21 protein-coding genes and 1 riboswitch are annotated in these 22,521 nt (G+C 49.4%); of the genes, 13 read left to right on the top strand and 8 right to left on the bottom strand.

Features of this window, described 5'->3' with window-relative positions; translation table 11 throughout:
* Positions 1-29: 29 nt before the first annotated feature.
* The 4 genes from TH61_RS10920 (at position 30) to TH61_RS10905 (ending at position 3,294) form a co-directional block, all read left to right on the top strand.
* Positions 30-1,361: a hypothetical protein gene (locus TH61_RS10920; protein ID WP_066509086.1), complete on the top strand. Its 1,332-nt coding sequence runs from the start codon at positions 30-32 to the stop codon at positions 1,359-1,361.
* 353 nt (positions 1,362-1,714) lie between these two features.
* A complete protein-coding gene (locus TH61_RS18150; RefSeq protein WP_157600684.1) occupies positions 1,715-2,053 on the top strand; it encodes a hypothetical protein in 339 nt (112 codons plus the stop codon).
* Positions 2,054-2,252: 199 nt separating this feature from the next.
* Positions 2,253-2,897 carry a YceI family protein gene (locus tag TH61_RS10910; RefSeq protein ID WP_066509084.1) on the top strand — a complete coding sequence of 215 codons (645 nt, stop codon included), beginning with the start codon at positions 2,253-2,255 and terminating at the stop codon, positions 2,895-2,897.
* Positions 2,898-2,946: 49 nt separating this feature from the next.
* Positions 2,947-3,294, top strand: a complete 348-nt coding sequence (locus TH61_RS10905; protein ID WP_157600683.1) for a hypothetical protein — start codon at positions 2,947-2,949, stop codon at positions 3,292-3,294.
* A 119-nt stretch (positions 3,295-3,413) separates the two neighbouring features.
* On the opposite strand, the gene TH61_RS10900 is transcribed toward TH61_RS10905, so the two are convergent.
* From TH61_RS10900 to TH61_RS10890, 3 genes are all read right to left on the bottom strand, one after another.
* A complete protein-coding gene (locus TH61_RS10900; RefSeq protein ID WP_066509081.1) occupies positions 3,414-4,133 on the bottom strand; it encodes a sterol desaturase family protein in 720 nt (239 codons plus the stop codon).
* Positions 4,134-4,160: 27 nt separating this feature from the next.
* Positions 4,161-5,339 (bottom strand): acyl-CoA dehydrogenase family protein, encoded by a 1,179-nt coding sequence (locus TH61_RS10895; RefSeq protein ID WP_066509080.1) that lies wholly within the window; start codon positions 5,337-5,339, stop codon positions 4,161-4,163.
* Positions 5,340-5,703: 364 nt separating this feature from the next.
* A complete protein-coding gene (locus TH61_RS10890; protein WP_066512793.1) occupies positions 5,704-8,133 on the bottom strand; it encodes a TonB-dependent receptor in 2,430 nt (809 codons plus the stop codon).
* Between the two features lie 60 nt (positions 8,134-8,193).
* Positions 8,194-8,290, bottom strand: a riboswitch (TPP riboswitch).
* A gap of 162 nt (positions 8,291-8,452) precedes the next feature.
* Between TH61_RS10890 and TH61_RS10885 the strand changes: the two genes are divergently transcribed.
* Positions 8,453-8,677, top strand: a complete 225-nt coding sequence (locus TH61_RS10885) for a hypothetical protein (RefSeq protein WP_066509079.1) — start codon at positions 8,453-8,455, stop codon at positions 8,675-8,677.
* Positions 8,678-8,829: 152 nt separating this feature from the next.
* Here the strand turns inward: TH61_RS10885 and TH61_RS10880 are convergent, their stop codons facing one another.
* Entirely contained in the window at positions 8,830-9,537 is a 708-nt protein-coding gene (locus TH61_RS10880; protein ID WP_066509074.1) for a YceI family protein, read from the bottom strand.
* 30 nt (positions 9,538-9,567) lie between these two features.
* Positions 9,568-10,017 carry a MarR family winged helix-turn-helix transcriptional regulator gene (locus TH61_RS10875; protein ID WP_066509072.1) on the bottom strand — a complete coding sequence of 150 codons (450 nt, stop codon included), beginning with the start codon at positions 10,015-10,017 and terminating at the stop codon, positions 9,568-9,570.
* A 160-nt stretch (positions 10,018-10,177) separates the two neighbouring features.
* On the opposite strand from TH61_RS10875, the gene TH61_RS10870 reads away from it, so the two are divergent.
* Together TH61_RS10870 and TH61_RS10865 are read left to right on the top strand one after the other, a co-directional pair.
* Complete coding sequence (locus tag TH61_RS10870) at positions 10,178-10,831, top strand: DedA family protein (RefSeq protein WP_066509070.1); 654 nt, start codon at positions 10,178-10,180, stop codon at positions 10,829-10,831.
* A gap of 62 nt (positions 10,832-10,893) precedes the next feature.
* On the top strand, positions 10,894-11,472 hold the full coding sequence (locus TH61_RS10865; RefSeq protein WP_066509068.1) for a DUF6799 domain-containing protein: 579 nt from the start codon (positions 10,894-10,896) through the stop codon (positions 11,470-11,472).
* Between the two features lie 112 nt (positions 11,473-11,584).
* Here the strand turns inward: TH61_RS10865 and TH61_RS10860 are convergent, their stop codons facing one another.
* The gene (locus TH61_RS10860; RefSeq protein WP_066509066.1) at positions 11,585-12,583 is read right to left on the bottom strand and encodes a dipeptide epimerase; all 999 of its coding nucleotides are present in this window, start codon (positions 12,581-12,583) and stop codon (positions 11,585-11,587) included.
* A gap of 214 nt (positions 12,584-12,797) precedes the next feature.
* On the opposite strand from TH61_RS10860, the gene TH61_RS10855 reads away from it, so the two are divergent.
* Entirely contained in the window at positions 12,798-14,177 is a 1,380-nt protein-coding gene (locus TH61_RS10855; RefSeq protein ID WP_066509064.1) for a dicarboxylate/amino acid:cation symporter, read from the top strand.
* A gap of 46 nt (positions 14,178-14,223) precedes the next feature.
* On the top strand, positions 14,224-14,787 hold the full coding sequence (locus TH61_RS10850; protein ID WP_157600682.1) for a thioredoxin family protein: 564 nt from the start codon (positions 14,224-14,226) through the stop codon (positions 14,785-14,787).
* 201 nt (positions 14,788-14,988) lie between these two features.
* Here the strand turns inward: TH61_RS10850 and TH61_RS10845 are convergent, their stop codons facing one another.
* Positions 14,989-15,867 (bottom strand): YitT family protein, encoded by an 879-nt coding sequence (locus TH61_RS10845; protein ID WP_066509061.1) that lies wholly within the window; start codon positions 15,865-15,867, stop codon positions 14,989-14,991.
* A 177-nt stretch (positions 15,868-16,044) separates the two neighbouring features.
* Between TH61_RS10845 and TH61_RS10840 the strand changes: the two genes are divergently transcribed.
* The 4 genes from TH61_RS10840 to TH61_RS10825 all read left to right on the top strand — a co-directional run bounded on the left by TH61_RS10840 (position 16,045) and on the right by TH61_RS10825 (position 21,565).
* Entirely contained in the window at positions 16,045-17,298 is a 1,254-nt protein-coding gene (locus tag TH61_RS10840) for an MFS transporter (RefSeq protein WP_369796884.1), read from the top strand.
* A 367-nt stretch (positions 17,299-17,665) separates the two neighbouring features.
* Positions 17,666-18,232 carry a fasciclin domain-containing protein gene (locus TH61_RS10835; RefSeq protein WP_066509057.1) on the top strand — a complete coding sequence of 189 codons (567 nt, stop codon included), beginning with the start codon at positions 17,666-17,668 and terminating at the stop codon, positions 18,230-18,232.
* 378 nt (positions 18,233-18,610) lie between these two features.
* On the top strand, positions 18,611-20,938 hold the full coding sequence (locus tag TH61_RS10830) for a hypothetical protein (protein WP_066509056.1): 2,328 nt from the start codon (positions 18,611-18,613) through the stop codon (positions 20,936-20,938).
* A gap of 93 nt (positions 20,939-21,031) precedes the next feature.
* Positions 21,032-21,565: an O-acetyl-ADP-ribose deacetylase gene (locus tag TH61_RS10825; protein ID WP_066509051.1), complete on the top strand. Its 534-nt coding sequence runs from the start codon at positions 21,032-21,034 to the stop codon at positions 21,563-21,565.
* Positions 21,566-21,668: 103 nt separating this feature from the next.
* Here the strand turns inward: TH61_RS10825 and TH61_RS10820 are convergent, their stop codons facing one another.
* Positions 21,669-22,421: a phosphatase PAP2 family protein gene (locus TH61_RS10820; RefSeq protein WP_066509050.1), complete on the bottom strand. Its 753-nt coding sequence runs from the start codon at positions 22,419-22,421 to the stop codon at positions 21,669-21,671.
* Positions 22,422-22,521: the final 100 nt, after the last annotated feature.

Raw genomic sequence — 22,521 nt, 5'->3', positions numbered from 1 at the left:
ATCTCTATCACAGCATAACGCACACTATTATGAAACGCACCTTTACTTCTGCCTTCGCTTCCCTTATTATAGCTGGCTGTTCTTTTGCTTCGCTCAGCGCCCAAGCCCAGGTTTTCGGGCCGGTATCTAACCTGAGGCCTTATGACAAAGCCGGCATCAACGTATTTGAAGACCCCAAGCAGGACAGCGTGGACTTTGAAGGCATCCGAGTGAAACTGGGCGCCGGTTTTACGCAGTCATTTCAGGCCTTGAAGCACAGCAACAACGCAGGCAACCTCTACAAGATCACCCCCGGTCTGAACACCGCCAACGCCAACCTGTTTCTGGATGTGCAATTGGCAGACGGCATCCGGTTGAATTTGACCAGTTACCTGTCATCACGCCACCACAATGAGACGTGGGTGAAGGGCGGGTACATCCAGTTTGACAAATTACCTTTCAAGGGCGATATCTGGGAAGACATCATGGAGTATACCACCATCAAAGTGGGGCACATGGAAATCAACTACGGAGACCAGCATTTCAGACGCTCAGACGGAGGCCATACCTTTTACAACCCCTTCGCCGAGAACTACATCTTAGATGCTTTCTCCACTGAGATTGGCGGTGAGGTCTTGGTGCGCAAGAACGGTCTGTTTGGGATGGTGGGCGTGTCTAACGGCATGATCAAAGGCAACATTGACGAGCTGGTCCCAACCGCGGTAGATGACAACACGCACAAGTCACCTTCTTTCTACCTGAAAGCCGGCATAGACAAACAAGTGAAACCCGAGTTTAGAGTAAGAGCCTCGGCCTCATTTTACACCAACAACAGCTCTGGCGGACAGACCTTGTACGGTGGTGACCGCACGGGATCCAATTACTTCATGGTCATGGAAAAACCGGGAGGGACTTATTCAGCAAATGCTTTCTCAGGCCGGTTTAACCCTGGGTTCAGTAAGAAGGTAGATGCGTTGCAGGTGAACGGTTTCATTAAGGCCAGAGGCTTGGAACTGTTCGGGACACTGGAGTCTGCCCAAGGCCGTAGTAAGAATGAAACCGAGATACGCGATGTAAGCCAGTACGCCGTAGACGCTGTGTATAGATTTGGGAGCAGTGAAAACCTCTTTGTAGGCGCTCGTTACAATACGGTGTCTGCTACCTTGGCCAACGTGCCCGCCACCCTTACCACTGAAGCCATTGTCTACAACAATGATGTAAAAATCAGCCGCATGGCGTTTGGCGGAGGCTGGTTTATGACCAAAAACATCTTGCTGAAAGGCGAATATGTGAACCAGGAATACAAAGACTTCCCGACGGCAGACTACCGCGACGGAGGCCGATTCAAAGGCTTTGTAGTGCAGGCCGCCGTTGGTTTCTAAGCACAGCAATGCAGTCTTAGTCAAGGCCGAGAAGGGAAATTACCTTCTCGGCCTATATTCCTTTCTTTAACATGCACCCTATCTCTATTCCAATGCAAAGCTTGTTTTTTCTGCTTCTGGTAGTGAGTTTAGCGTGGATGCCTGCTGGCAAACCCAGACAAAGTAAATGCTGGACAGTGAGTGGCAGCAGTAGCTTACACGTTAAGGGGAGCACCAACCTCGCCAAGTTTTCCTGTGACATTAACTCATACAGCAGGCTGGACACGTTGGTCGCGACATATACAAATGGGGAGGTGGTTCTTGCCGGTAAGTTGCAGTTGAGCCTAAAAAAGTTTGACTGCCACAACCCAATAATGACCCGTGATTTACGCAAAACCCTAAAAGCAGAGCAATTCCCGCATCTTTCTATCACCTTCCTATCTTTAAACAGGCTCCCCGCATTAAGTCAAAAAGCCGAACACATTACTGGCTGGGTAGACATTGAGCTTGCGGGTACGCGCAAACGTGTTGAAGTCCGTTACCAGCTATCTGTTGATGCCCAGAACGTTGTCCATTTGCTGGGCTCACGTCAAGTCACTTTCGCAGATTTCAACCTCACGCCGCCCACCAAATTAAAAGGCATGGTCAATACGCACCAGAGCCTGTCCATTTCCTTTCACCTAAAGATGAAGGACCTTACTGCTTCTATGTAAATCCGTTTTCGGTCTGTTTTAGAGAAATCAGGCCAAAAACGAAATACAGACAACAGGTTACATCCATCTAACCTTGCATAAGCGGTACATCTGTTTTGGTTCTCCCAACTTCTTGATGCACATCAATCTTGCTGGAAACCATCATCAAGAGAAACCACTTCTATAGCCGGTACTTTTGTACAGTCCTCTACCCAGCCTTATGAAAGCAGCCAAGTTCTCCTCCCGCAACATTTTCACATTTTTCTTTTGCATGATTTTGCTGGAGGTAGCATTCCCTAAAAGCCTATCTGCTCAAACCGTGTATAGCACCCATGCAGGCAAGGCGGGCACAGTGAAAGTGAGTGGCACCTCAGATCTGCAAACCTGGACCGTCACCTCTACAGAAGCAGAAAGCCAAGGCGTCTTCACTCTGGATGAGAAAAATCAGATGAAAGCTATTAGCCAGCTACAATTCACCCTGAAAGCCAACTCCTTGCAAGGCGGACTGAAGATCATGGACCATAAAGCCCACAAGGCTTTAAAGGCAAGCAAATACCCTGTCATTTCCTTTCAATTAGAAAGCGCTGTTGTATTACCCATTCAAGCGAACCAACAGGTAATCCACGCCACCGGGTCTTTGACGCTTAAAGGCGTTACCCATACTATAACATTACCTATGCTTGCCGTGCTCAACTCAGACCGAAGCTTTACCATTACCGGCACTAAAGCCTTGCGGTTTTCAGATTACCTCATCAAAGCACCTAGTTTTATGGGAGGTGCCATGCAGGCAGGCAATGACATCACTGTTGATATTCTCCTCACCTACCTTCCGCCACAGACGCAAGTTCTAGCAGAAAATAAGTAAAGACGCTCAACTACCAGCATACCAAAAACAATTGCCGCTCATCATCATAATGCAGAATCAGGAAATCATGAACCATGACATTTTCACTTCCTTACAGGAATTGATGAATCATCTTAATTGCAAAGCCAAGAATAGCCCCACGGCGGTGCTAGCAGTTAGATTCCAATGTGAGGAAGTACTAAGACATATTGAACACCTACAATTCACCAACAACTCGGCGCATGTGCAGTTGGCCACCAAACAGGCCCTGCAATACATTAGCACGGCCATTGAAGAAGCAGATGCTTACATTTTAGGAAAAGGCTCCTTGTCTGGCAACAAAAAGAAAAACTTGATGGATATCTGCGGCCCTGCGCACGCCAGCCTGGAGATTATCTTAAACCTGAACTACAACTAAGACCCGTTTTGGGGCTATTTCCCAGAAAACAGGCCAAAAACGAAAAAAGGCACCTGCATTACTGCAGGTGCCTTTTTCGTTTTAAATCGTCTATCAGGATTCTCGGTACTTTAGTTTAGCTAGTCTTTATGGACGTCTTTAAACTTTAGCATCTCAAGAAGCTTTTGCTCTTTGTCATTGTCAAATCCACAAGAGGTCTTAAACTCCTTCGGGTTTTCATATGTCCCAAAAAGCATGTCCCACCAAACTATGTCGCCATAATTATTGGTATGCTTGTTATACTCATGGTGAATTCTGTGCATCTCTGGCCGCTGAAACATATACCCAATCCACTGCGGCGTCTTGACGTTGGTATGGTAAAAAAATTCGCCCAAAGCGGTGCACAAGGTGTAAATGGCCCCGGCTTCAACGCTTAGCCCCAGAAAGGTAAAGACTAGCAAACTGCCAATAATGGAGTTCACCGTCATCTCCAGCGGGTGCTTATAGAAAGAGGTGATTACTTTTATGCGCTGGGGACTGTGGTGAATCTGGTGAAAATGCGTCCACAAAAAGTCTACCCTATGCCTCCATCTATGCCACCAGTAAAAGATAAACGTGGCTATAAAATAAGCGATCGCTCCTCCCACATAAGGATTCACATGGTCAGAGATATTGAATACTGAGTACTGTGAAAACCATTTCTCCCAAGTGAGGCCTGCCACCGTCACTACCGCCAACTGCACAAAATTGACCGCCAGCACCCGTATGGTCCAGGTGGGCACTTCTGGTAATTTCCACCCCGGCACCATCCGCTCCAAAATGAAGCAGAAGACAAACACCGCAAATATAATGAGGAGCATCAAGTCAGTTATTTCTTTTCCAGATTTTTACTTAAACGCCTGAATACCAGTAATATCTGCTCCTGTAATCAATAAGTGGATGTCATGGGTACCTTCATAGGTAATCACGCTTTCCAGGTTCATCATGTGGCGCATGATAGGGTACTCACCGGTGATGCCCATACCACCGTGAATCTGGCGGGCTTCGCGGGCAATGTGCAAGGCCATGTCTACGCTGTTGCGCTTGGCCATGGAGATTTGCTGGGTAGTGGCGTTGCCTTCGTTCTTCAACATACCTAAACGCCACACCATCAACTGCGCTTTGGTAATCTCCGTGATCATCTCGGCGAGCTTCTTCTGGATTAACTGGAAGCTGGCAATAGGCTTACCGAACTGGATGCGTTCTTTGGCATATTTCAAGGCAGACTCATAGCAGTCAATGGCGGCGCCAATGGCTCCCCAGGCTATCCCGTAACGGGCAGAGTCCAAGCATCCCAACGGTCCTTTCAGACCGTCAATATTGGGTAGCAGGTTTTCCTTAGGCACTTTCACGTTGTCAAATACCAGCTCGCCGGTCACCGAAGCGCGCAAGCTCCATTTATTGTGGATCTCTGGGGCGGTAAAGCCTTCCATGCCGCGCTCAACAATCAAGCCCTTGATTCTGCCTTCCTCGTTTTTGGCCCAAACCACCGCCACCTGGCTTTCGGGTGAATTAGAAATCCAAAGCTTGGCTCCATTCAACAGGTAATGGTCGCCCATGTCCTTGATGTTGGTAGTCATACCGCCTGGGTTAGAACCGTGGTCCGGCTCCGTCAGGCCAAAACAACCCAACCACTCGCCGCTGGCTAGCTTAGGCAGGTACTTGTTGCGTTGTTCCTCAGAGCCGTAAGCGTAAATGGGGTACATCACCAGAGACCCTTGTACTGACGCCGTGGAACGCATCCCAGAGTCACCGCGCTCAATCTCCTGCATGATAAGTCCGTAGCTGATGTAGTCCAGGCCTCCCCCGCCGTATTGTGTGGGGATGGTAGGACCAAACGCGCCCACGTCGCCAAATTTCTTGACAATCTCAGTAGGGAAGTGCGCGTCTTGTGCCCACTTTTCAATGTTAGGAGAGATTTCGCGCTTGACAAAGTCACGCATGGTCTGCCGAATGAGCTTGTGCTCATCTGTCAGGAGGTCATCTATGTTGAAGTAATCTGTGAAACCAGAAGTATCAGAAGCCATGAGAAATAGAGTTATTACTTGGTTAATGAGGACTATTGCCAAACTTAACAAGAATTGAGGTGCCACCCAAGTTCTAAACCAGTAAAGAGTTAGGAGTCGCGAGTCCTGAGTCCAGAGTGGCGAGTCCTTGGTTAAAGTAAGTACTCTGTATTATCAGGCTTTTCTTACTGCACCTCCTGCTGTTGTTGGATGCTATCATCAGCAACTCAGGTTGCGTTTCACTTTGATTATAAAACACTTGGAGCTAAAAACTGTTTTTTGCCTCTTTTCAGGAATCTAGGCCAAAAACGGTTCAGCCATAAAAAAATGGCATCTGCTGCCTGCGCAAGAGATGCCATTTTTGGGGTGTTTCCCAGGAATTAGGTTAAAAACGGAGGCTCACCTGCACCAGGAAGTTGCGTGGCGCTTGGGGGAAATAATAGTTGTAATCATAGCGGTTCGGATCACCACCGTATAGCTCCGTGAAGGTATAGCCATTGGCCTCATACTTTTTGCTGAAGACGTTGTTCACCAGCAAACCCAGCTCTATTTCCTTCATCCAATTAACCGGTTTGAAGGTGTAAAACACGCGGGCATCGCCTACGCCGTACGGCGACAATCTACGGTTTTGGCTGGCCGTGTTGTCCAGAAACTGCTCACTCACGGTCTTGTACTGGAAGGCCACGCGCAAACCCGTCACCGGCCTCACTTGAATCTGCGAAGACGTCACTACGCTAGGGGAATAGGCAATGGTGGTCTCGTCGTATTGGTTCACCACCACGTCTTCTGGGTTGTAGTCAATGGGCAGGACCTCGGTGAACTGCTTGATGCGGTTTTTAGAGAAGGACAGGTTGGTGGTCACATCCACGAACTCGCCAATGAACAAGTTACCAGACAACTCCACCCCGGTCCTATAGCTTTTCGGGATGTTGGTTCTAAGCGCCGTACCCACATCATTCAACTGTCCCGTCAACACCAATTGGTCTTTGTAGTCCATGTAGAAATAGGTCAGATCTGAGCGAAACAGCAAGGACTGCCCCGCCACTTGGCCCAGGCTGTGGTTGAAGCGGTAACCGGCTTCCCAGTCAATCAGACGCTCTGGTTTGGCTACATCATTGACCGGACGGTCTGTGAAGTCTGAACGCGTTGGTTCCCTATTGCCCACGGCCACTGAGGCGTACAGGTTGTGGTTGTTGGTGAGGTTGTAGGTAATACCGGCTTTGGGGTTGAAGAAGGCGTAATCAGCGCGCGTGGTCACGTCCCGGCGGTCATCATCAAAGCCGTCAATTTGGTAGTCTACGGTGCGCAGCTGCACATCGCCAAACAAGCCCACTTGGTCGGTTACAGCCAGATTTACTTTGCCATACACGTTGAAGTCGGTTTTCTGGGCCTCGTTTATATAATAGCGGTGGTTAGGCCGAATGGTAGCCGCGTACTGCGCCCAAATCACCTCGCCATAATGGTCACCGTCATAGCGGTTCCAACCGCCGCCCAACGTAGCCGACAGTCTGCCCAAACCTTGGTACTGCAAAGAGAAAGTGGTTCCGTAGAAATGATTATCCAACCACTTCTGGCGCACCAGGTCCGTTCTGGAAATGGTACTGCCTGGCGCCACCGGAATGGCATAATTAGAGAAGCGCTCATTCACTTTGAACTGCTCATAAAACCCGAAGCCCCGGGTATAATGCAAGGCGCCATTCAGCGTCCATTGTGGATTGAACGAATGGCCGTAGTGCAGCTGGTAGTGGTTCTGCTGGTAGTCATCCACCTCGTTGTCATAAGGCGTCTCGGTGCTACCATAATCCGTGCCCGCAGAATTGAAGGTGCGGTTGGTTTTAAGCGTCTCCTCATCCACGCCGTTCCAGGCCTGATAGGTGATTTCCTTTCCACCAAAAACGACTAGTTTTAAGAAGTCCTTAGCGCCATAGTAGCTCCCAGCTACGTAAAATGACTTTAAATCTGAGGTAGCGCGGTCAATATAGCCGTCAGAAGAGACTCTGGACAAACGGCCGTCTACCGCAAATTTACCGCCCAATAGACCAGTGCCAAACTGCACGTTATTCTTCCAGGTGTTGTAAGACCCGAAGGCATTGTCCGTGCGCGCGTAGGCTTCTAGGCTGGCGTCCTGGGTCTGCAGGTTCAAACTGGCCCCGAAGGCGCCTGGCCCGTTGCTGGAGGTTCCCACGCCGCGCTGAATCTGCACGTCCTGCAGAGAGGAGGCGAAGTCAGGCATGTTCACAAAGAAAACGCCGTGGCTTTCGGCGTCATTCACGGGTATGCCGTTCACGGTCACGTTGATGCGGGTAATGTCTGAGCCTCTAATGCGCAAACCGGTGTAGCCCACTCCGGCGCCGGCGTCTGAACTGGTCACTAGGGATGGCGTATTCTCCAGCAGATACGGCAAATCCTGCCCAAAATTGCGGCTTTGGATTTCTTCTTTGCTCACGTTGCTGTAGGTGGTGCCGGTTTTTTCATTGGCGCGGGAGGCTGTTACCAACACTTCTTTGGTAGCCATGCTCCCCCGTGTCAAGGTAAAGTCTTTGGCTAGGCTTTCTTGTAAAGACACCAACTCTGTGGTAGTGGTAAACCCCACGTGGCTTATTTTAACGGAATAGTTGCCCGGCTGTACGTCTGAGAATTGAAAACGGCCGTCGGCCGCGGTTTGGGTGGTTAAACTGATTTCTGAAAGGGTGATGGTACTTCCAACCAGTGGTTGGCGGGTGGCGGCGTCCAGGACACGACCAGATAAGGTGATTTGTGCCATGGCAAACCAAGGCAGCAGACAGCCCATAACCAGGGCTAATACTCTTTTCATGTGAAAGATGGTAATGGTAAAACATACAGGCCACACCAGGGGTCGGTGTGCCCAAATTGTTTTGTTTCCCTTGTTTTTCCCTTCGCCGGTACTAACCGTATCAGGTTCAATGGGTATGATCTCAGCCCGTATTATTAAGGCACCCCTAAAACTGGGACAAAGCTAGCTCCCTGTTATTTTAAAAACAAACCAAGAACCTGTTTCATCCTGCCTATTTTTTTGAATCTACACCTAACATAGTAAGGCCGCTATACGTTGAACTTATAGACCCACTCCCCTGATAGTGAGTGTTATGTAAGACTCCTAACCGTTGATTCTTATGATCAGTATTGTATACTCCTTGGTGGTGTTAGCTATGCTGGCATTTTTTGCACTGGTTCCGCGCAAAAAATACCGGGTGCCGCCCCAGGATGACAGCGATGACGATGGCGGCGAGCCCCTCAACGACGGACTGCCAGATTTGGACCTTCCCCCAGGTATTTGCCTGCCCATTAATGACTGGGAACCTACTTACAACAGACCCCGCATCAAAGAAACGCTCTAAAACATCCATTCACTTCTCTCAAAACCCGAAAGCCTGGCGGCAAGCACGCTGAGCTTCCGGGTTTTCTGTTTTACAGGTTGTTCCTGACCAAGCACAAAAAAAGCCGCCAGCTAATACAAACAGGCGGCTTTTTTATAAGGTATAGCTTCAGATTAGCTTTTGGCTACTTTGTTTTTGTTGGCTTTCTCTTTTTTGACTTTGGTTACCACTTCTTCTTTGGCCACCAGGTTGATCTTTAACTCAATGTCATCCTGAATGGTTTTGTCCCCTAGGTTTTCAAAGAAGTTGCCAGAACGGAACTTGATGTCAAACTTGGTACGGTCAAACTTTAAGGTACCAGTGGCCGTGGCTACACCTTTCTTCACCCAAACCGCCGCCGGGAACACAATCTCATTGGTGATGCCTTTAATGGTCAGGTTACCCGTCACAATGTAATTGGTAGAACCTACCTTAGCATTGGCTTTAGGCGCCAAGTTGGTGATGATGAAATTAGCCGCTGGGTATTTGTCTACCGCAAAGAAATCATCTGCCTTTAAGTGGTTCACCAGGTTTTTGTTGGAGTTGCCTTGCAGGTCGTTGCAGGTGATGGAGGTCATGTCAATCACAAAAGACCCACCACGCAAAGCGTTTCTGTCAAACAGGATGGTCCCGCTGGTCAGTTTCAGGTCGCCGTTGTGCTCACCGGTTACTTTACGGCCTATCCAGCCCAGTTTACTCTCAGTGGTTTCTACTTTAAAGGTTTGCAAGGCAACGGCCGCTTTGGCAGCAGTAGTTGTGCCTTTTTTAGTTGGCGCTAAGGTGGTGAAGGCGGTGGCACCTACAGAGGCAGCCAGTAACACAGATAGTAATGTCTTTTTCATGGGCGTATAATTGGATGTATGACCGTATGGTTAGTCGCGTATTTTATCAAGTAGAATGCTGAGCGTTTCAGCTTCCTCAGCAGAAAGGTTGTTCACCCCGTGTTTAGTTCCTTCCTGGATCTTGTCCAGCTCCTCTAGCATGTTCAGGCCTTTCTCAGTGATGACAATGTCTACCGTGCGGCGGTCTGCCGGACACTGCGTACGAGTAACCAGTTTCTTGGCCTCCAGCTTGTCTACAATGCGCGAGGCATTGGAGGTTTTGTCCAGCATGCGCTCAATTAACAGGTTCACGGTAGCCGGTTTGGGGTATTGTCCTCTTAGAATGCGCAGGATATTGTATTGAGGCAAGGTAATGCCATAGTCTTTTAATACAGTGGATTGGGCCAGTTGCAGACCGTTGGCGGTGAACACAATATTGATGTACGCCTTCTGAAACGGATCCTTAAAAGTGCTTTGCTTTATTTCGTCTTCAATCTTCATATCTCTACAAAATTAGCATATTAGCAAAGCAATATATGTATTGACAGAAACATTTTCTCTAATGCCTTGCCAACCTCGCATTTTAGGCCTTTGAAGCCACGGTTGTTAACACACACGGCCGTCTGTGCGTATGGGTGTCAGACAGTTCACTCCCGGTAGTATGGCACTTTTGATTCTTTTGGCATCTTTCTCAGACATTTTCTCTAGCCCAGAAAACATGATCAGGTACGGCGGGCTGGCCCTCATTCTAGTAGTGATGTTTGTAGAGACGGGCCTGCTCATTGGCTTGGTGATTCCGGGGGGAGATTCCTTATTGCTGGCCACCGGCCTGTTGGCGGGCGCCGATGTGTTGACCATTCCTTTGGGCGTCTTGCTGGTGAGCATGACCGCTGCGGGCATTGCCGGAGACATCCTAGGCTTTACCATCGGCCGGAAACTGGGCAAGAAGCTTTACCAGAAAGAAGACACGTGGTACTACAAGCGCCGGCACTTAGACAAGGCAGAGAAGTTCTACAAGGAGAAGGGCAAGTCTGCCGTGATCTTGGGCAAGTTTGTACCGGTGGTGCGCACCTTTAACCCTTTGCTGGCCGGGGCCACGGGCATGGAGTTCCCTCGCTTTATGGCCGTAAGTGCTTTGGGTACGGCCCTGTGGGTTGGTTCTTTGGTGGTAGCCAGCTATTATTTGGGCAGACAGTTTCCGCAATTAAAAGATTACCTTCACTACGCTATTCCAATTATCATTGGCTTGTCTATCTTGCCAGGAATTATACAGTACTTTAAAGAACGAAATGCCAAACCCAAGACAGAGCATTGATTTCTGCTTTTGGCCTAATTCTCAGAAAACAGCTTAAAAACGACAAATAATCAACCACAGACATGACACGTCCTTTCTTTTTAGCCATCCTTCTGGTGCTTTGCTGCCTGGCAGGCCATCAAAGCCAAGCCCAGCAAGCGTCTATCTCAACTTCTAAAAGCGGAAAAACCGTTACGCCCAGTGTTACACCTTTTAAACAAGGCGTGATCATGCGCAACGGTAAAATGGTGGAAGTGAACAACCAGCAGAGCACCCCACTCACAGAAACCAAGAGATTCCCAAATGGGTCTACCGTGACGCCAGATGGTGTCTATGTAAACCGTGCCGGCCAAGAAATACAAATGACCGAAGGTGACCGCGTGGATATAATAGGGGTTTTCTCTAAGACGCCCGTGATTATCAATGAAAGCACCGTAGTGACTGGTGACACCGCGGCCCTGCGCAACGAGTTGCAACAAGCCCAGCAACTACAAACCCGCCTGGAGTTACTACAGCGCAAGCGCGAATTACTGGAGCAGAAAAACACCCTATTAGAAAGCGCCGCCCAAAACAAAACCAAATCCAAGGAACTTCAGAAACTGGACGCTGACCTGGCAAAAATCAAGCAACAGCTTACCCAAGCCGAAGGCAAGAAACAATAATTTGAATGATTAATGAATAATGACCAATGAGGAATATTCACTATTCCTCATTGGTCATTATTCATTAATATTGTTTTTGACCTATTTCTATGAAAATAGACCAAAAACGAAGCTACGGTTGCTTTATGGGAGTTAGTATTCCGTCTTTTTCCTGTACATACCCAAACGGTTCGTCTTTGACCACCAGCATGCCGTCCAGGTCCAGATAATCTACGCCGTGCGCCAGTTGAATGCCCGACCAGATGCCCATGGAGGTTTCCATCATACAGCCAATCATAGTTTTCAGGCCCAAAGACCGCGTCTTTTGCAGAATCTCCAATCCTATCAAATAACCACCGGCCTTCATCAACTTCATGTTCACGCCATGGAACTGGCGTTTCAACAGATCCCAGTCGGCGTGGTCGGTGACAGACTCATCTGCGAACAGGTCATAGGGCGAGTAAGGCTTTAAATACAGGTATTCTTCATCCAAGGCGGCGGGCATGGGCTGCTCTATCATGAGGATGGGGTATTTCTTGAGGCCTTCCATAAACCGGATGAGCGCGTCTGGGTCCTGCCAGGCCTCATTGGCGTCTACAATCAAGGGCTGGGCCGTGGCTTTGAAAACCTGCCCCATCATGTCCAAGCCAGACTCCTCGTTCACCTTTACTTTTAGGTATTGAAAGCGCTTGAGTTGGTGCTCTTGCGCAAAGGCCGCAATCTTGCCCGGGTCCATGATGGGGAACGTGAACGCGGTAGGCGTAGAAGCCACCGCCGGCACCCCCAGAAATTCAGGCACGGACTTGTTCGTTTTCCTGCACAGGTAATGCACCAAGGCAGACTCCAGGGCAAAACGCAGTGCAGGCATCACGGCTTCGCGCTGCGTCAAAAACTGCAGTTCTTCTACAGTCTCTACGTTTGATAAGCCGTTCTTTTGCAGGTTTGCAAACTGCTCCAGTAAGAGGGCAGGCGTCTCGCCGTAGCGGATGTTGGGCGCGGCCTCTCCCCTGCCCTGGACGCGCTCATTGCCCACCGTCACCAGCAGGTTGGTTTTCATGTCTGAGGCGTTTCTGGAGATTTTCCAGGTAAACTTTAGCGCCAGGTCAAGGGTCTCTATTTGCCAGTTCAACATATGGGGGTAGTGGATGAGATTTTAAGTTTAGAGCAAAAATGCATCAAAAGCCAGAAAAAAGAGGGAAACTATCGCTGGCCTGCCCCTTTAGGAAACCATAGTTTTAAATTATATTTGGCTTCGCTTTGGTGGGCTTCATCCTTATCATGGCCTACTTCCAATCATCTAACCCATTGCCAAACACCTTCTTCTGGGTGTGACCGCAGATTATCTTATGAAAAATTCTACTCTTGCGCTGGTGGCGTTTGTGGTGCTTACCATCTCTGCTGTCCTGACTGTCATGCACAACCACGCCTTGGTGGCTATTCCAGACTTGGTGCTGGCTACTGCCCGTTGGATTGGCATCCTTGTGCTGGTTCTATTTGCGTACCGTAAAAAATCATTGACCACCTGGATTCTGGTGAGCATGGTCATTGGCGCCGAGATTGGCTACAGTTTCCCAGACTTCGCGCAGAACCTGAACGTGTTCAGCAAAATCTTCTTAAAGATGGTGAAAACCATCATCGCGCCGCTGGTATTTGCCACGTTGGTGGTGGGCATTGCCGGTCACTCCAACCTAAAGCAAGTGGGCAAGATGGGCGGAAAGGCGCTTATCTACTTTGAGGTGGTGACCACCATTGCCTTGTTCATTGGTCTGGCGGCTATCAACATCAGCAAGGCCGGTGAAGGCATTGTCTTGAAAGGGGCCACCAGTGACGAGATCAAAGCACCAGAGCCGCAGACCTGGCAAGACATTATCCTGCACATCTTCCCGGAGAACATTGCCAAGTCCATCGCTGAAGGCCAAGTGTTGCAGATTGTGGTGTTCAGCGTGTTGTTCGGGATTGGCCTGGCCATGCTGAATGAGCGCAAGCGCCGGCCGTTGCTAGAAGTAACCGAGAGCTTGGCTGAGACCATGTTCAAGTTCACCAACATCATCATGTACTTCGCGCCTATAGCCGTGGGGGCGGCCATTGCCTACACGGTGGGCCACATGGGCTTCGGGATCTTGATCAACCTGTTTAAACTGTTAGCCACGTTGTATGTGGCCCTCATTGCGTTCCTGGTATTGGTGCTGTTGCCGGTGGCCTTGTTCTTCAGGATTCCTATCAAGATGTTTGCCAAGGCCATCGCCGAGCCGGTGTCTATTGCCTTTGCCACCACCAGCTCTGAGGCCGCTTTGCCGCGCGCCATGGAGGCCATGGAATCCATTGGCGTACCGCGTAAAGTGGTAGCATTTGTGATGCCTATGGGGTATAGCTTCAACCTGGACGGAACCACTTTGTACTTGTCATTGGCTTCTATCTTCGTGGCGCAGGCCGCGGGCATTGACTTGACCTGGGAGCAGCAGCTTTTGATGGTGTTTACCCTCATGCTGACCAGTAAAGGCGTGGCCGGCGTGCCAAGAGCCTCTCTGGTGATTTTGCTGGGAACGGCTGCTTCTTTTAACCTTCCGGTAGAACCAATCTTTATCATTTTAGGTATTGATGAACTCATGGACATGGCTCGCACCTCTGTGAACGTGATTGGCAACTGTCTGGCCACCGCCGTCATTGCCCGTTGGGAAGGCGAATTTGTGGACCTGGACGAGCCAAGACCACTAGAGTCTATCTAAGAATTAAGCAACAGCTTGCGGGTGTCTAAACGTAATTGAAGCGCATATGAAAAAGTCACTTCTTCTTTTTGCAACGGTTTTGGCCTTAGGAAGCTGCGCCGGCACCAAACAAAGCACCAGCGCATCTCCGGCTCCTACGGGCATCAACCCCAATGAGAACCGCGAAGAGAAATCTCCCACGGGAGAAACCATCTTGATTGGCCCTACCACGCGCGTCGCCTTTGACCAGGCCCCACACAGCGCTTGGTTCCACCCGGGGTATCAGCGGTACACGCCCAATGCCAAAATCATGGAAGAGCTGACGCCTTTGCTGGAGACGGTGACCTTCAAGGCCTATATGGGGAGCTGGTGCATAGACAGCCAGCGTGATGTGCCTAGGTTCTTCAAAGTCTTGGACATGGGCCGCGTGCCACTCACTAAATTGGAAATGGTGAGCCTACGCGAGGACAAAAGCACCTGGACCGGCGAAGAAAAACAGCTCAACATCAGCGCCGTGCCCACTTTCATTGTCTACAAAGACGGTAAGGAACTTGGCCGAATTGTAGAAGTGGCCTACCCTACCATTGAGATGCAATTACTCAACATCATCAAAGGCACTGAGAAGAAGTAAGTCTCACTACGCTTAAGCACGACCATATAAAGAGGCCGAAGACAAAGGTTGATTCCAGCCTTTTCTTCGGCCTCTTCCTGTCCCCAGAATCTATCAGAATCTCGTTTTTGGCCTGTTTTCCAGAAAACAGCCTATAAACAGAAAAGCCTGCCCTTCATGTAGTAGGGCAGGCTTTTCTGTTTTATCCATCAACTCAAGTGATTAATGCAGAGGCCGGCGCTTGACCATGCCGCCTTCTGTGTCATCAATGCTGTGCTGGAATAGGAATGCGTTGGGGTCAATCTGTTTTACTTCCTTCTTCAGGTCTGGCAGCTCAAAGCGGGTCACCACCGTGAAGACAATATCAATGTCTACGTTAGAGGTACCTCGCTTGCCAAACCCGCGCTTGCCCTGGTAAATGGTCACGCCGCGGCCCAGGTTCTCTGTGACGGCCTGGCGTATCTTCTCGCTGTGCTCAGAAACAATGGTCACGCCGGTGTATTGCTCAATCCCTTGTATAAAGAACTCAATCATCTTAGAGGCGGCAAAGTAGGTGAGAATGGAATAAAGTGCGGTTTCGGTGCCCAGCACCAACATGGCAGACAGGAAGATGAGAATGTTGAGGAGTAGAATGAAGTCACTCACTTTCAAGGGATAGTTCTTACTCACGATCAGGGCGGCAATCTCTGTGCCGTCCAGCACTGCGCCGCCGCGCATGGCCAGGCCAATGCCCGAGCCAATAAATACGCCCCCAAACACCGCCGTCAGCAACTTGTCATGCGTCACGTCTGGGAACTCCACTACCACCAAGGCCAGGGAAAGACCGGCAATGGCCGCCGCGCTTTTCAAGGTGAAGCGCATGCCCATCTGCTTATACCCCAGCACAATAAATGGTAGGTTGATGACCAGAATCAAAATAGCCAGAGGCAACCCAAACGCCGCCGAAAGTAACATAGAGATACCCGTTACCCCGCCGTCAATGAAATGACTGGACAGCAAGAAGCCCTTCAGACCGAAGGCCGCGGAGACGATACCTAAAAGTATGAGAATGGTGTTTTTGACAGTGTTACCGAGGTTGTTGGCGCTTTGATTTTGATCCATGGGGAATGATAAAAGGTGATACTATTCGCTGAATCCCTTGTTTTTTGAAGAAGATTCAGCTCGACTGGTTAAAGATGCGAAATTAAAAAGAGAACATTTTCTTTCTTTTATCCCAACGCACAAAAAGCCTGGACAGATGCGCCTCCAGCAAAATCCACGCTAGTTTCTATTAGGATAGTGCCATTGGTTTTGACTTGGTTTCCAGAAAGCAGGCCAAAAACGAAATCGATTTCCCAGCCGTTTAGCCTACTTTTGTACTTTCTGAGCTTACCGTGTATGACGTTTTCCCCATCTCTTCCTTATTCGCGCCGAACTTACCGCGTGGCCGTGGGTTTCCTGTTCTTTCTGCTGGGCCTGTGCTTTGCCAGTTGGGGCTCCCGTATTCCCAGCATACAGGCCAAACTGCACCTCTCTGAGGCTGAGCTGGGCATGGTGCTGTTCTCCTTGCCGGTGGGCTTGATGCTGTCCTTGCCGTTCACGGGTTGGTTGATTCCTAAGGTGGGCAGCCGGAACGCGGTGACCGTAGGCCTTTTGTTTTACAGCCTGGTGCTGGTGTCCATTGGGCTGGCCCAGAATACCTGGCAATTGGTGGTGGCGCTGTTCTTCTTCGGGTTTGGAAGCAACATGTCCAACATTGCCGTGAACACGCAGGCCGTGGGCGTGGAGAACATGTACAAAAAGTCTATCATGGCGTCTTTTCATGGCTTGTGGAGTTTGGCGGGCTTCACGGGTGCGGCCATTGGTACGTTGATGATTGGGGCCAACATTATTCCTTTCCACCACTTCCTGCTCATTCTGGCCTTGACGGTTCTAGGCGTGGCGGTGAGCTTCAGGTACATTCTGCCTCAGGATGATACTCCTACTGAGAAGCAGCCTTTGTTTGTGATGCCTGATAAGTCTCTGATAGTGCTGGGCATGATTGCCTTCTGCTCCCTCATCTGCGAAGGGGCCATGTTTGACTGGAGTGGCATCTACTTCCAGAAAGTAGTGGGCGCCGAAAAGGCTTGGGTGGCTGCGGGCTACACGGCTTTCATGAGCACCATGGCCCTCACCCGCTTCATAGCCGACTGGCTCACCACCAAGCTAGGCCTCCCGAAAGTATTAGTACTGAGCGGTTCCTTGACGGCAATTGGCTTAGCGATAGCGGTTATTTTTCCTTATCTGGTAACGGCCATCATCGGGTTTCTACTAGTTGGTATGGGCGTAAGTGCCGTGGTACCGCTGGTGTACGGAGAGGCCGGCCGCTCCAAGACCATGTCGCCTAGCACGGCGTTGGCGGCGGTGACCACCATCGGGTTTGCCGGTTTCCTGGTGGGTCCGCCTTTGATTGGCGTGGTGGCTGGTTTCAGTAGTCTGCGCATCTCGTTTGCCATCATTGCCTTGATGGGCATCACGGTAGCCATCCTCTCCTCCAGAGCCAAGATGGAGTAAAACCGTTTTCGGGCTATTTTCTGGAAACCAGGCCAAAATCGGTTAATTTCGGTATGCCGTTGCCTTAGTCAGGAAGCTTTGGACAGCTTGTTGTGCACCTTTGAGTCAAACCATTCACTTGGTTCACAAACCCTCATGACATATTTACTCCCAAGGAAACGTATAGCATCTGCGCAAGCCTTTCCACTTTTATATCTATACAATTTTTATTTTTCCGTCTAATACAAAGCTTTAATTCGGTTTAAATACATCATACAATTCTAAAGCAATTAAGTACTGAATAAAATATTTTTTCAATTCCAAAATCCGGTGATATAGGGAGCTTCGTAAGTGAGGCATTACACACATAAAAGCCATCCTAATCATTATGAAAAAGTCTATTGTATTATTTGCCTTAGCCGGAACTGCTTTCTTCACCTTTGATGCCTCTGCCCAAACTACTTCTAAAACCAAGATGGACAAAACCACGGGTATGGAGAAGAAAGAAGGTGTGCTAGTGGGTGGCGCCATGATGGTGCCTTCTAAAAATATTGTGGCCAACGCTCTTGGCTCCAGCGATCATACTACCCTGGTAGCCGCTGTTAAAGCCGCTGGTTTGGTAGAAACCTTGATGGGCCCAGGTCCTTTCACGGTGTTTGCTCCTACCAACGCTGCCTTTGAGAAACTGCCAGCTGGCACGGTAGAGTCGCTTTTACTCCCTGAAAACAAAGCCAAGTTGACAGCCGTGTTGACCTATCACGTAGTACCAGGCAGATTGCAGGCCAAAGACCTGAAAAACGGACAGAAACTAAAAACTGTGAATGGAGAAACCTTAACTGTTACCCGCAAGGGCAACATGGTCATGATCAACGGAGCCACAGTTTCTATTGCAGATGTTATCTCTAGCAATGGCGTTACCCATGTAATTGATGCTGTAGTTTTACCAACCATGTAATCTTGACAGATTTACATTAGCAGAAAAAACAGCTCACTTTTAGTGGGCTGTTTTTTTTATAAACTAGAGTTTATTTCCGCTATTAACTCGTTTCATTAACCAGATTAAAACATAATTAAAATTCAACTGTTTAGCATATTTCATCCTTTTTAAGGATAACTAAATAAGTTAATTCAACTTAATTTTAATCGCAATAATTAGAAAACTTTTACACCAGCTAATATTAATCAGTCTCCCTACCAAGCCTATCTGATAAAAGGCGGCACCAAAGCCTTCTTTTTCTAAGACCGGCTTCCCTTGAAAAACATCTCTGAAAATGCGGAAAGTAAATGGTGCTTTTTTCGGACATACTTGTAGAATTTCCGTTTAAAGCCGTGTATGCACTCCCAAGAACACCAGATAAGCGTTTCTACGTTTCCCTTTAAGGCGCATTTCAGCCTGATACCTATAATTACTTACTGGCAAAATGAGCAAACTGGCTGCCGAAGCAGCTTTTCTCTTTGCGCCGATGAAATTAAGCGGCAACTCAAAGCCGCACCAGAACTCCTGCAGCCCATCACAGATTTAAGCATTCTGGAGAAGCACCAGTGTCTCATTGATTTATTGATGACGGCCATCTTTCCGCCGGCCACGCAAGAGGTAGAGGCTATTGGTACCGTGGGCCCTTTGTATGATGCCAGCTTTTACCATACAGACCTGTTTAAGCAGATTATCCTCACGGACCAAAACCACCTAAAACGCCCGCTCAACATTGATGAGAATCGCATGTTGTTCAACCGCGTGCGCATGGTCTATTTTTTGGTGCTGGAGAAGTTTTACGGCGTGCAGGTGCCCCATGAGGAGTTCTTGATTTACACTGTTCCAGACTACCAATTGGGCTTGTACCGCCACTTCAATGTGGAGATTAACACCCAGTTTCTGGAGATAACCGCCAGGCATGAGCTCCCAGAACTAGCCGAGTCAGACATTCAGTTCATGCTGGACAACATTCGGGACATGGACCTCTGGATGCAGGCCTTGCCGCCAGAGCTGTTTGAGATTAGCGGTTTCTACACTTTGCATTTGGTAGACGTAACCGTACAGGAGGTTTTGTCTTCGCTTAAGAATGATTTGCTAGAGCGTGATGTAATGCTGGCTCCAGACCGCTTTGAGCAGTTACAGGAAAAGGTGCGCATCTTCTTTAAACGTCCGCACTTACAACTGGGTGTGGCCGCTTTTCACAAGAACCGGAGTACGTTTGTGAACTTCGGGAATAAGATCAACCACAGTTTCTTGTTGCAGAGCGACCCAGACAGCAGCAGCTACGCTGGCTTTAAGTCTATCTATGACAACCTGGTGCGGGACGGCAAGCCGTTGGTCATCAAAGACGTATCTGTGACCCAGCTGCTGCCAGACGGCGTGCGCGAAGAAATGCTGGGCATGGGCATCAAAAACATCATCCTAGCCCTTTTGCGCTACGGTGATGAGCCCATTGGCATCCTGGAATTGGGTTCGCCTAACCCTGGGGACTTGGACAACTTTTCCCTGGCCAAAATGGACCAGTTCCTGCCTTTGTTTGCGGTGGCGGTCAATAGAAATTCTGAGGAGGTAGAATCACGGGTGCAGGCGGTCATCCGGGAGAAGTTCACGGCCATCCATCCAGTGCTGGAGTGGCGTTTTAGAGAAGCGGCCTTGAACATGCTCAACAAAGCCAATCAACTCAATGGCCCCGCCGAAATGGAGCCGATTGTGTTTAAAGACGTGTACCCGCTGTACGCCGTGGCAGACGTGCGTAGTTCCAGCACAGAAAGAAACACCGCCATTCAAGGCGATTTAGCCGAGCACCTGCATCTGGCAGAGCGCATCTTAAAGAAAGCCATTGAGGTGCACACCCTGCCCATTCTGGACGAGTTGCGTTTCTCCGTGTCCAAGCATTTGCGACAGTTAAAGAAAGGCGTTCTGCTCCAGGATGGTATCTTGATTTTTGAGATGCTGCGCACGCAGGTAGAGCCCATGTTTACCTTCTTAGAGGCCACGCACGAGGACCTGGTGCCCTACATCCAGAACTACCGCAACGCCATGGACCCGCAGCTGGGCATCTTGTACAAACGCCGCAAAGCTTTTGAAGAAAGCCTCACCCTTATCAATGAGACCATCTCTAACTACATTGAGCAGGAAGAACTGAAGGCCCAGGAAATGTACCCGCATTATTTTGAGAAGTTCAAGACGGACGGGGTGGAATTCAACATCTACGTGGGCTCTTCTCTGGAGGAAAAACAGCCTTTTGACATCATGTTCCTGCGCAACCTGCGCCTGTGGCAACTCATGGTCATGTGCGAAGTGACGCGCCTCACCGCCGCCCTCAAACCGCAACTGGAAGTCCCGCTAGAAACCACGCAGCTAATCTTGATGCACAGCCAACCCCTGGCCATCAGGTTTAGGCAGGATGAACGCAAATTTGACGTGGACGGCGCCTACAACATCCGCTATGAGATTGTCAAAAAGCGTGTGGACAAGGCCTTGGTGCGCACCACAGATGAACGCCTCACGCAGCCCGGCAAGATTGCCATTGTCTACTCCCAGGCCCGCGAAGCCAATGAATACCTGGAGTACATTGAATACCTCCAGAACAAAAACATTCTAACCGACGACGTAGAACAACTGGAGATTGAAGACCTGCAAGGCGTGAGCGGTTTAAAAGCCTTGCGCGTAAAAGTGAAGTGCTAGCTATCTATTAGATGGCATTGAAAGAACTGTAGAATGAGTGATCGGTAGAGAATCGTTTTTAGCCTATTTTCCAGAAAACAACCCAAAAACGCCATGCCAAACAGCCACCGCATCCACCTTGTCCAAGGCGACATCACCAAGGTTCATACAGAGGCCATTGTGAACGCGGCCAATACCAGTCTACTGGGCGGCGGCGGCGTTGACGGGGCCATTCATAGAGCAGGCGGGCCGGCCATTTTAGAAGACTGCCGAAAGATTGTCGCCAAACAAGGTGGCTGTAAAACCGGCGAGGCCGTCATTACCACCGCTGGTCACCTGCCTGCCAGGTATGTCATTCACACCGTGGGCCCCGTCTGGAACGGAGGCCACAAAAACGAACCAATCCTCCTGGCCAACTGCTACCGTAATTCTCTCTTGTTAGCGGCCAAGCATGATGTCAAGTCCATCGCGTTCCCCAACATTAGCACGGGCATTTATGGTTATCCCAAAGACCAGGCCGCCAAAGTTGCGGTAGAGACGGTGCAGGAGTACTTAGAAAACCACGCCTTTCCACTAGAAGTCTCCTTTGTGGTCTTTGACGCAGAAAACCTGGGCTTGTACCAAAAGCTTTTAAAGAATAGGCTTTAACAAAGGCATGAGAGTGTGTCTTTCAAGTAAAAAGCCGTTTTTGGCCTATTCCCTGGAAAACAACCCAAAAACGACTTTCTACAAGCTACGAGCCTTGCTTGATTTACTCCCTTTGAAAGGTCTCCTCTGAAATATCTTCGTCGCTTACTTCCTCTTCAATTTTGCGGCCCATGCGTTTCTGCAGCTTTTTTAACAGGGCAATGGCAATGACCAGCCAGAAGAACCCTGCGCCCCAGCCAGCTAACACGTCTGACGCATAGTGCACGTTCAAGTACACCCGGCTAAAGCCAATCAAAAGAATCCAGAGCAGAAACAGGCCGCTCAAAAACCACCGTAAGCCTGTATGTTTCACGTTGGTCCAAATCAGGTACAGCAGCAGGCCCCAAAAAGCCCCGCCAATCATGGCATGCCCGCTCGGGAAGCTATTGCCGCCTTGCTCTAGAAAGGCCGTTTCTGGCCGGGGTCTACCAAAAAGCCATTTCATGGTTTGGTTGAACAGCGTGGTAGTGGCGGCAATGGCAATGATTTTAATGGCATAGAACCGCCATTTCTTAAAAACAAGGAAGAAGAGCGCCAGTCCCAAGGACCCGAAGATCAAGAAATACTTTGACCCGAAGAACGTCACAAAATACATGGCGTCTGTGAGCTCAGGCGTGGTAAAATCTCCTACAAACGCAAAGGCGGCCTGGTCCAAGGCTTTCTCCTGTTCCACAAAGACCTTGGTGGCCATCCAGAAAAACAACAGCGCAGACCCCACAAACACCAACCAGAGCAACAGCACCTCTAGGGTAAGCGTGGCAAATAACGCCCCTATTCTTCTGGCCCAATGGTCTCTTTTAGATTGTGGATGTGGCATGTATCGGGGTTAGGTTGACACAAAAACGGCATGGTTTTACTAGAAATTATATACGGGCTAACTGGCAGAAGGCTTCTGTGAAATAAGAAAACAAGCGCTT

Origin of the sequence: Rufibacter sp. DG15C (assembly GCF_001577755.1) — a bacterium.
In the GTDB taxonomy this organism is placed as follows: domain Bacteria; phylum Bacteroidota; class Bacteroidia; order Cytophagales; family Hymenobacteraceae; genus Nibribacter.
The sequence above is the reverse complement of the archived record's forward strand: the minus strand, read 5'-3'. Positions and strand labels throughout refer to the sequence as shown.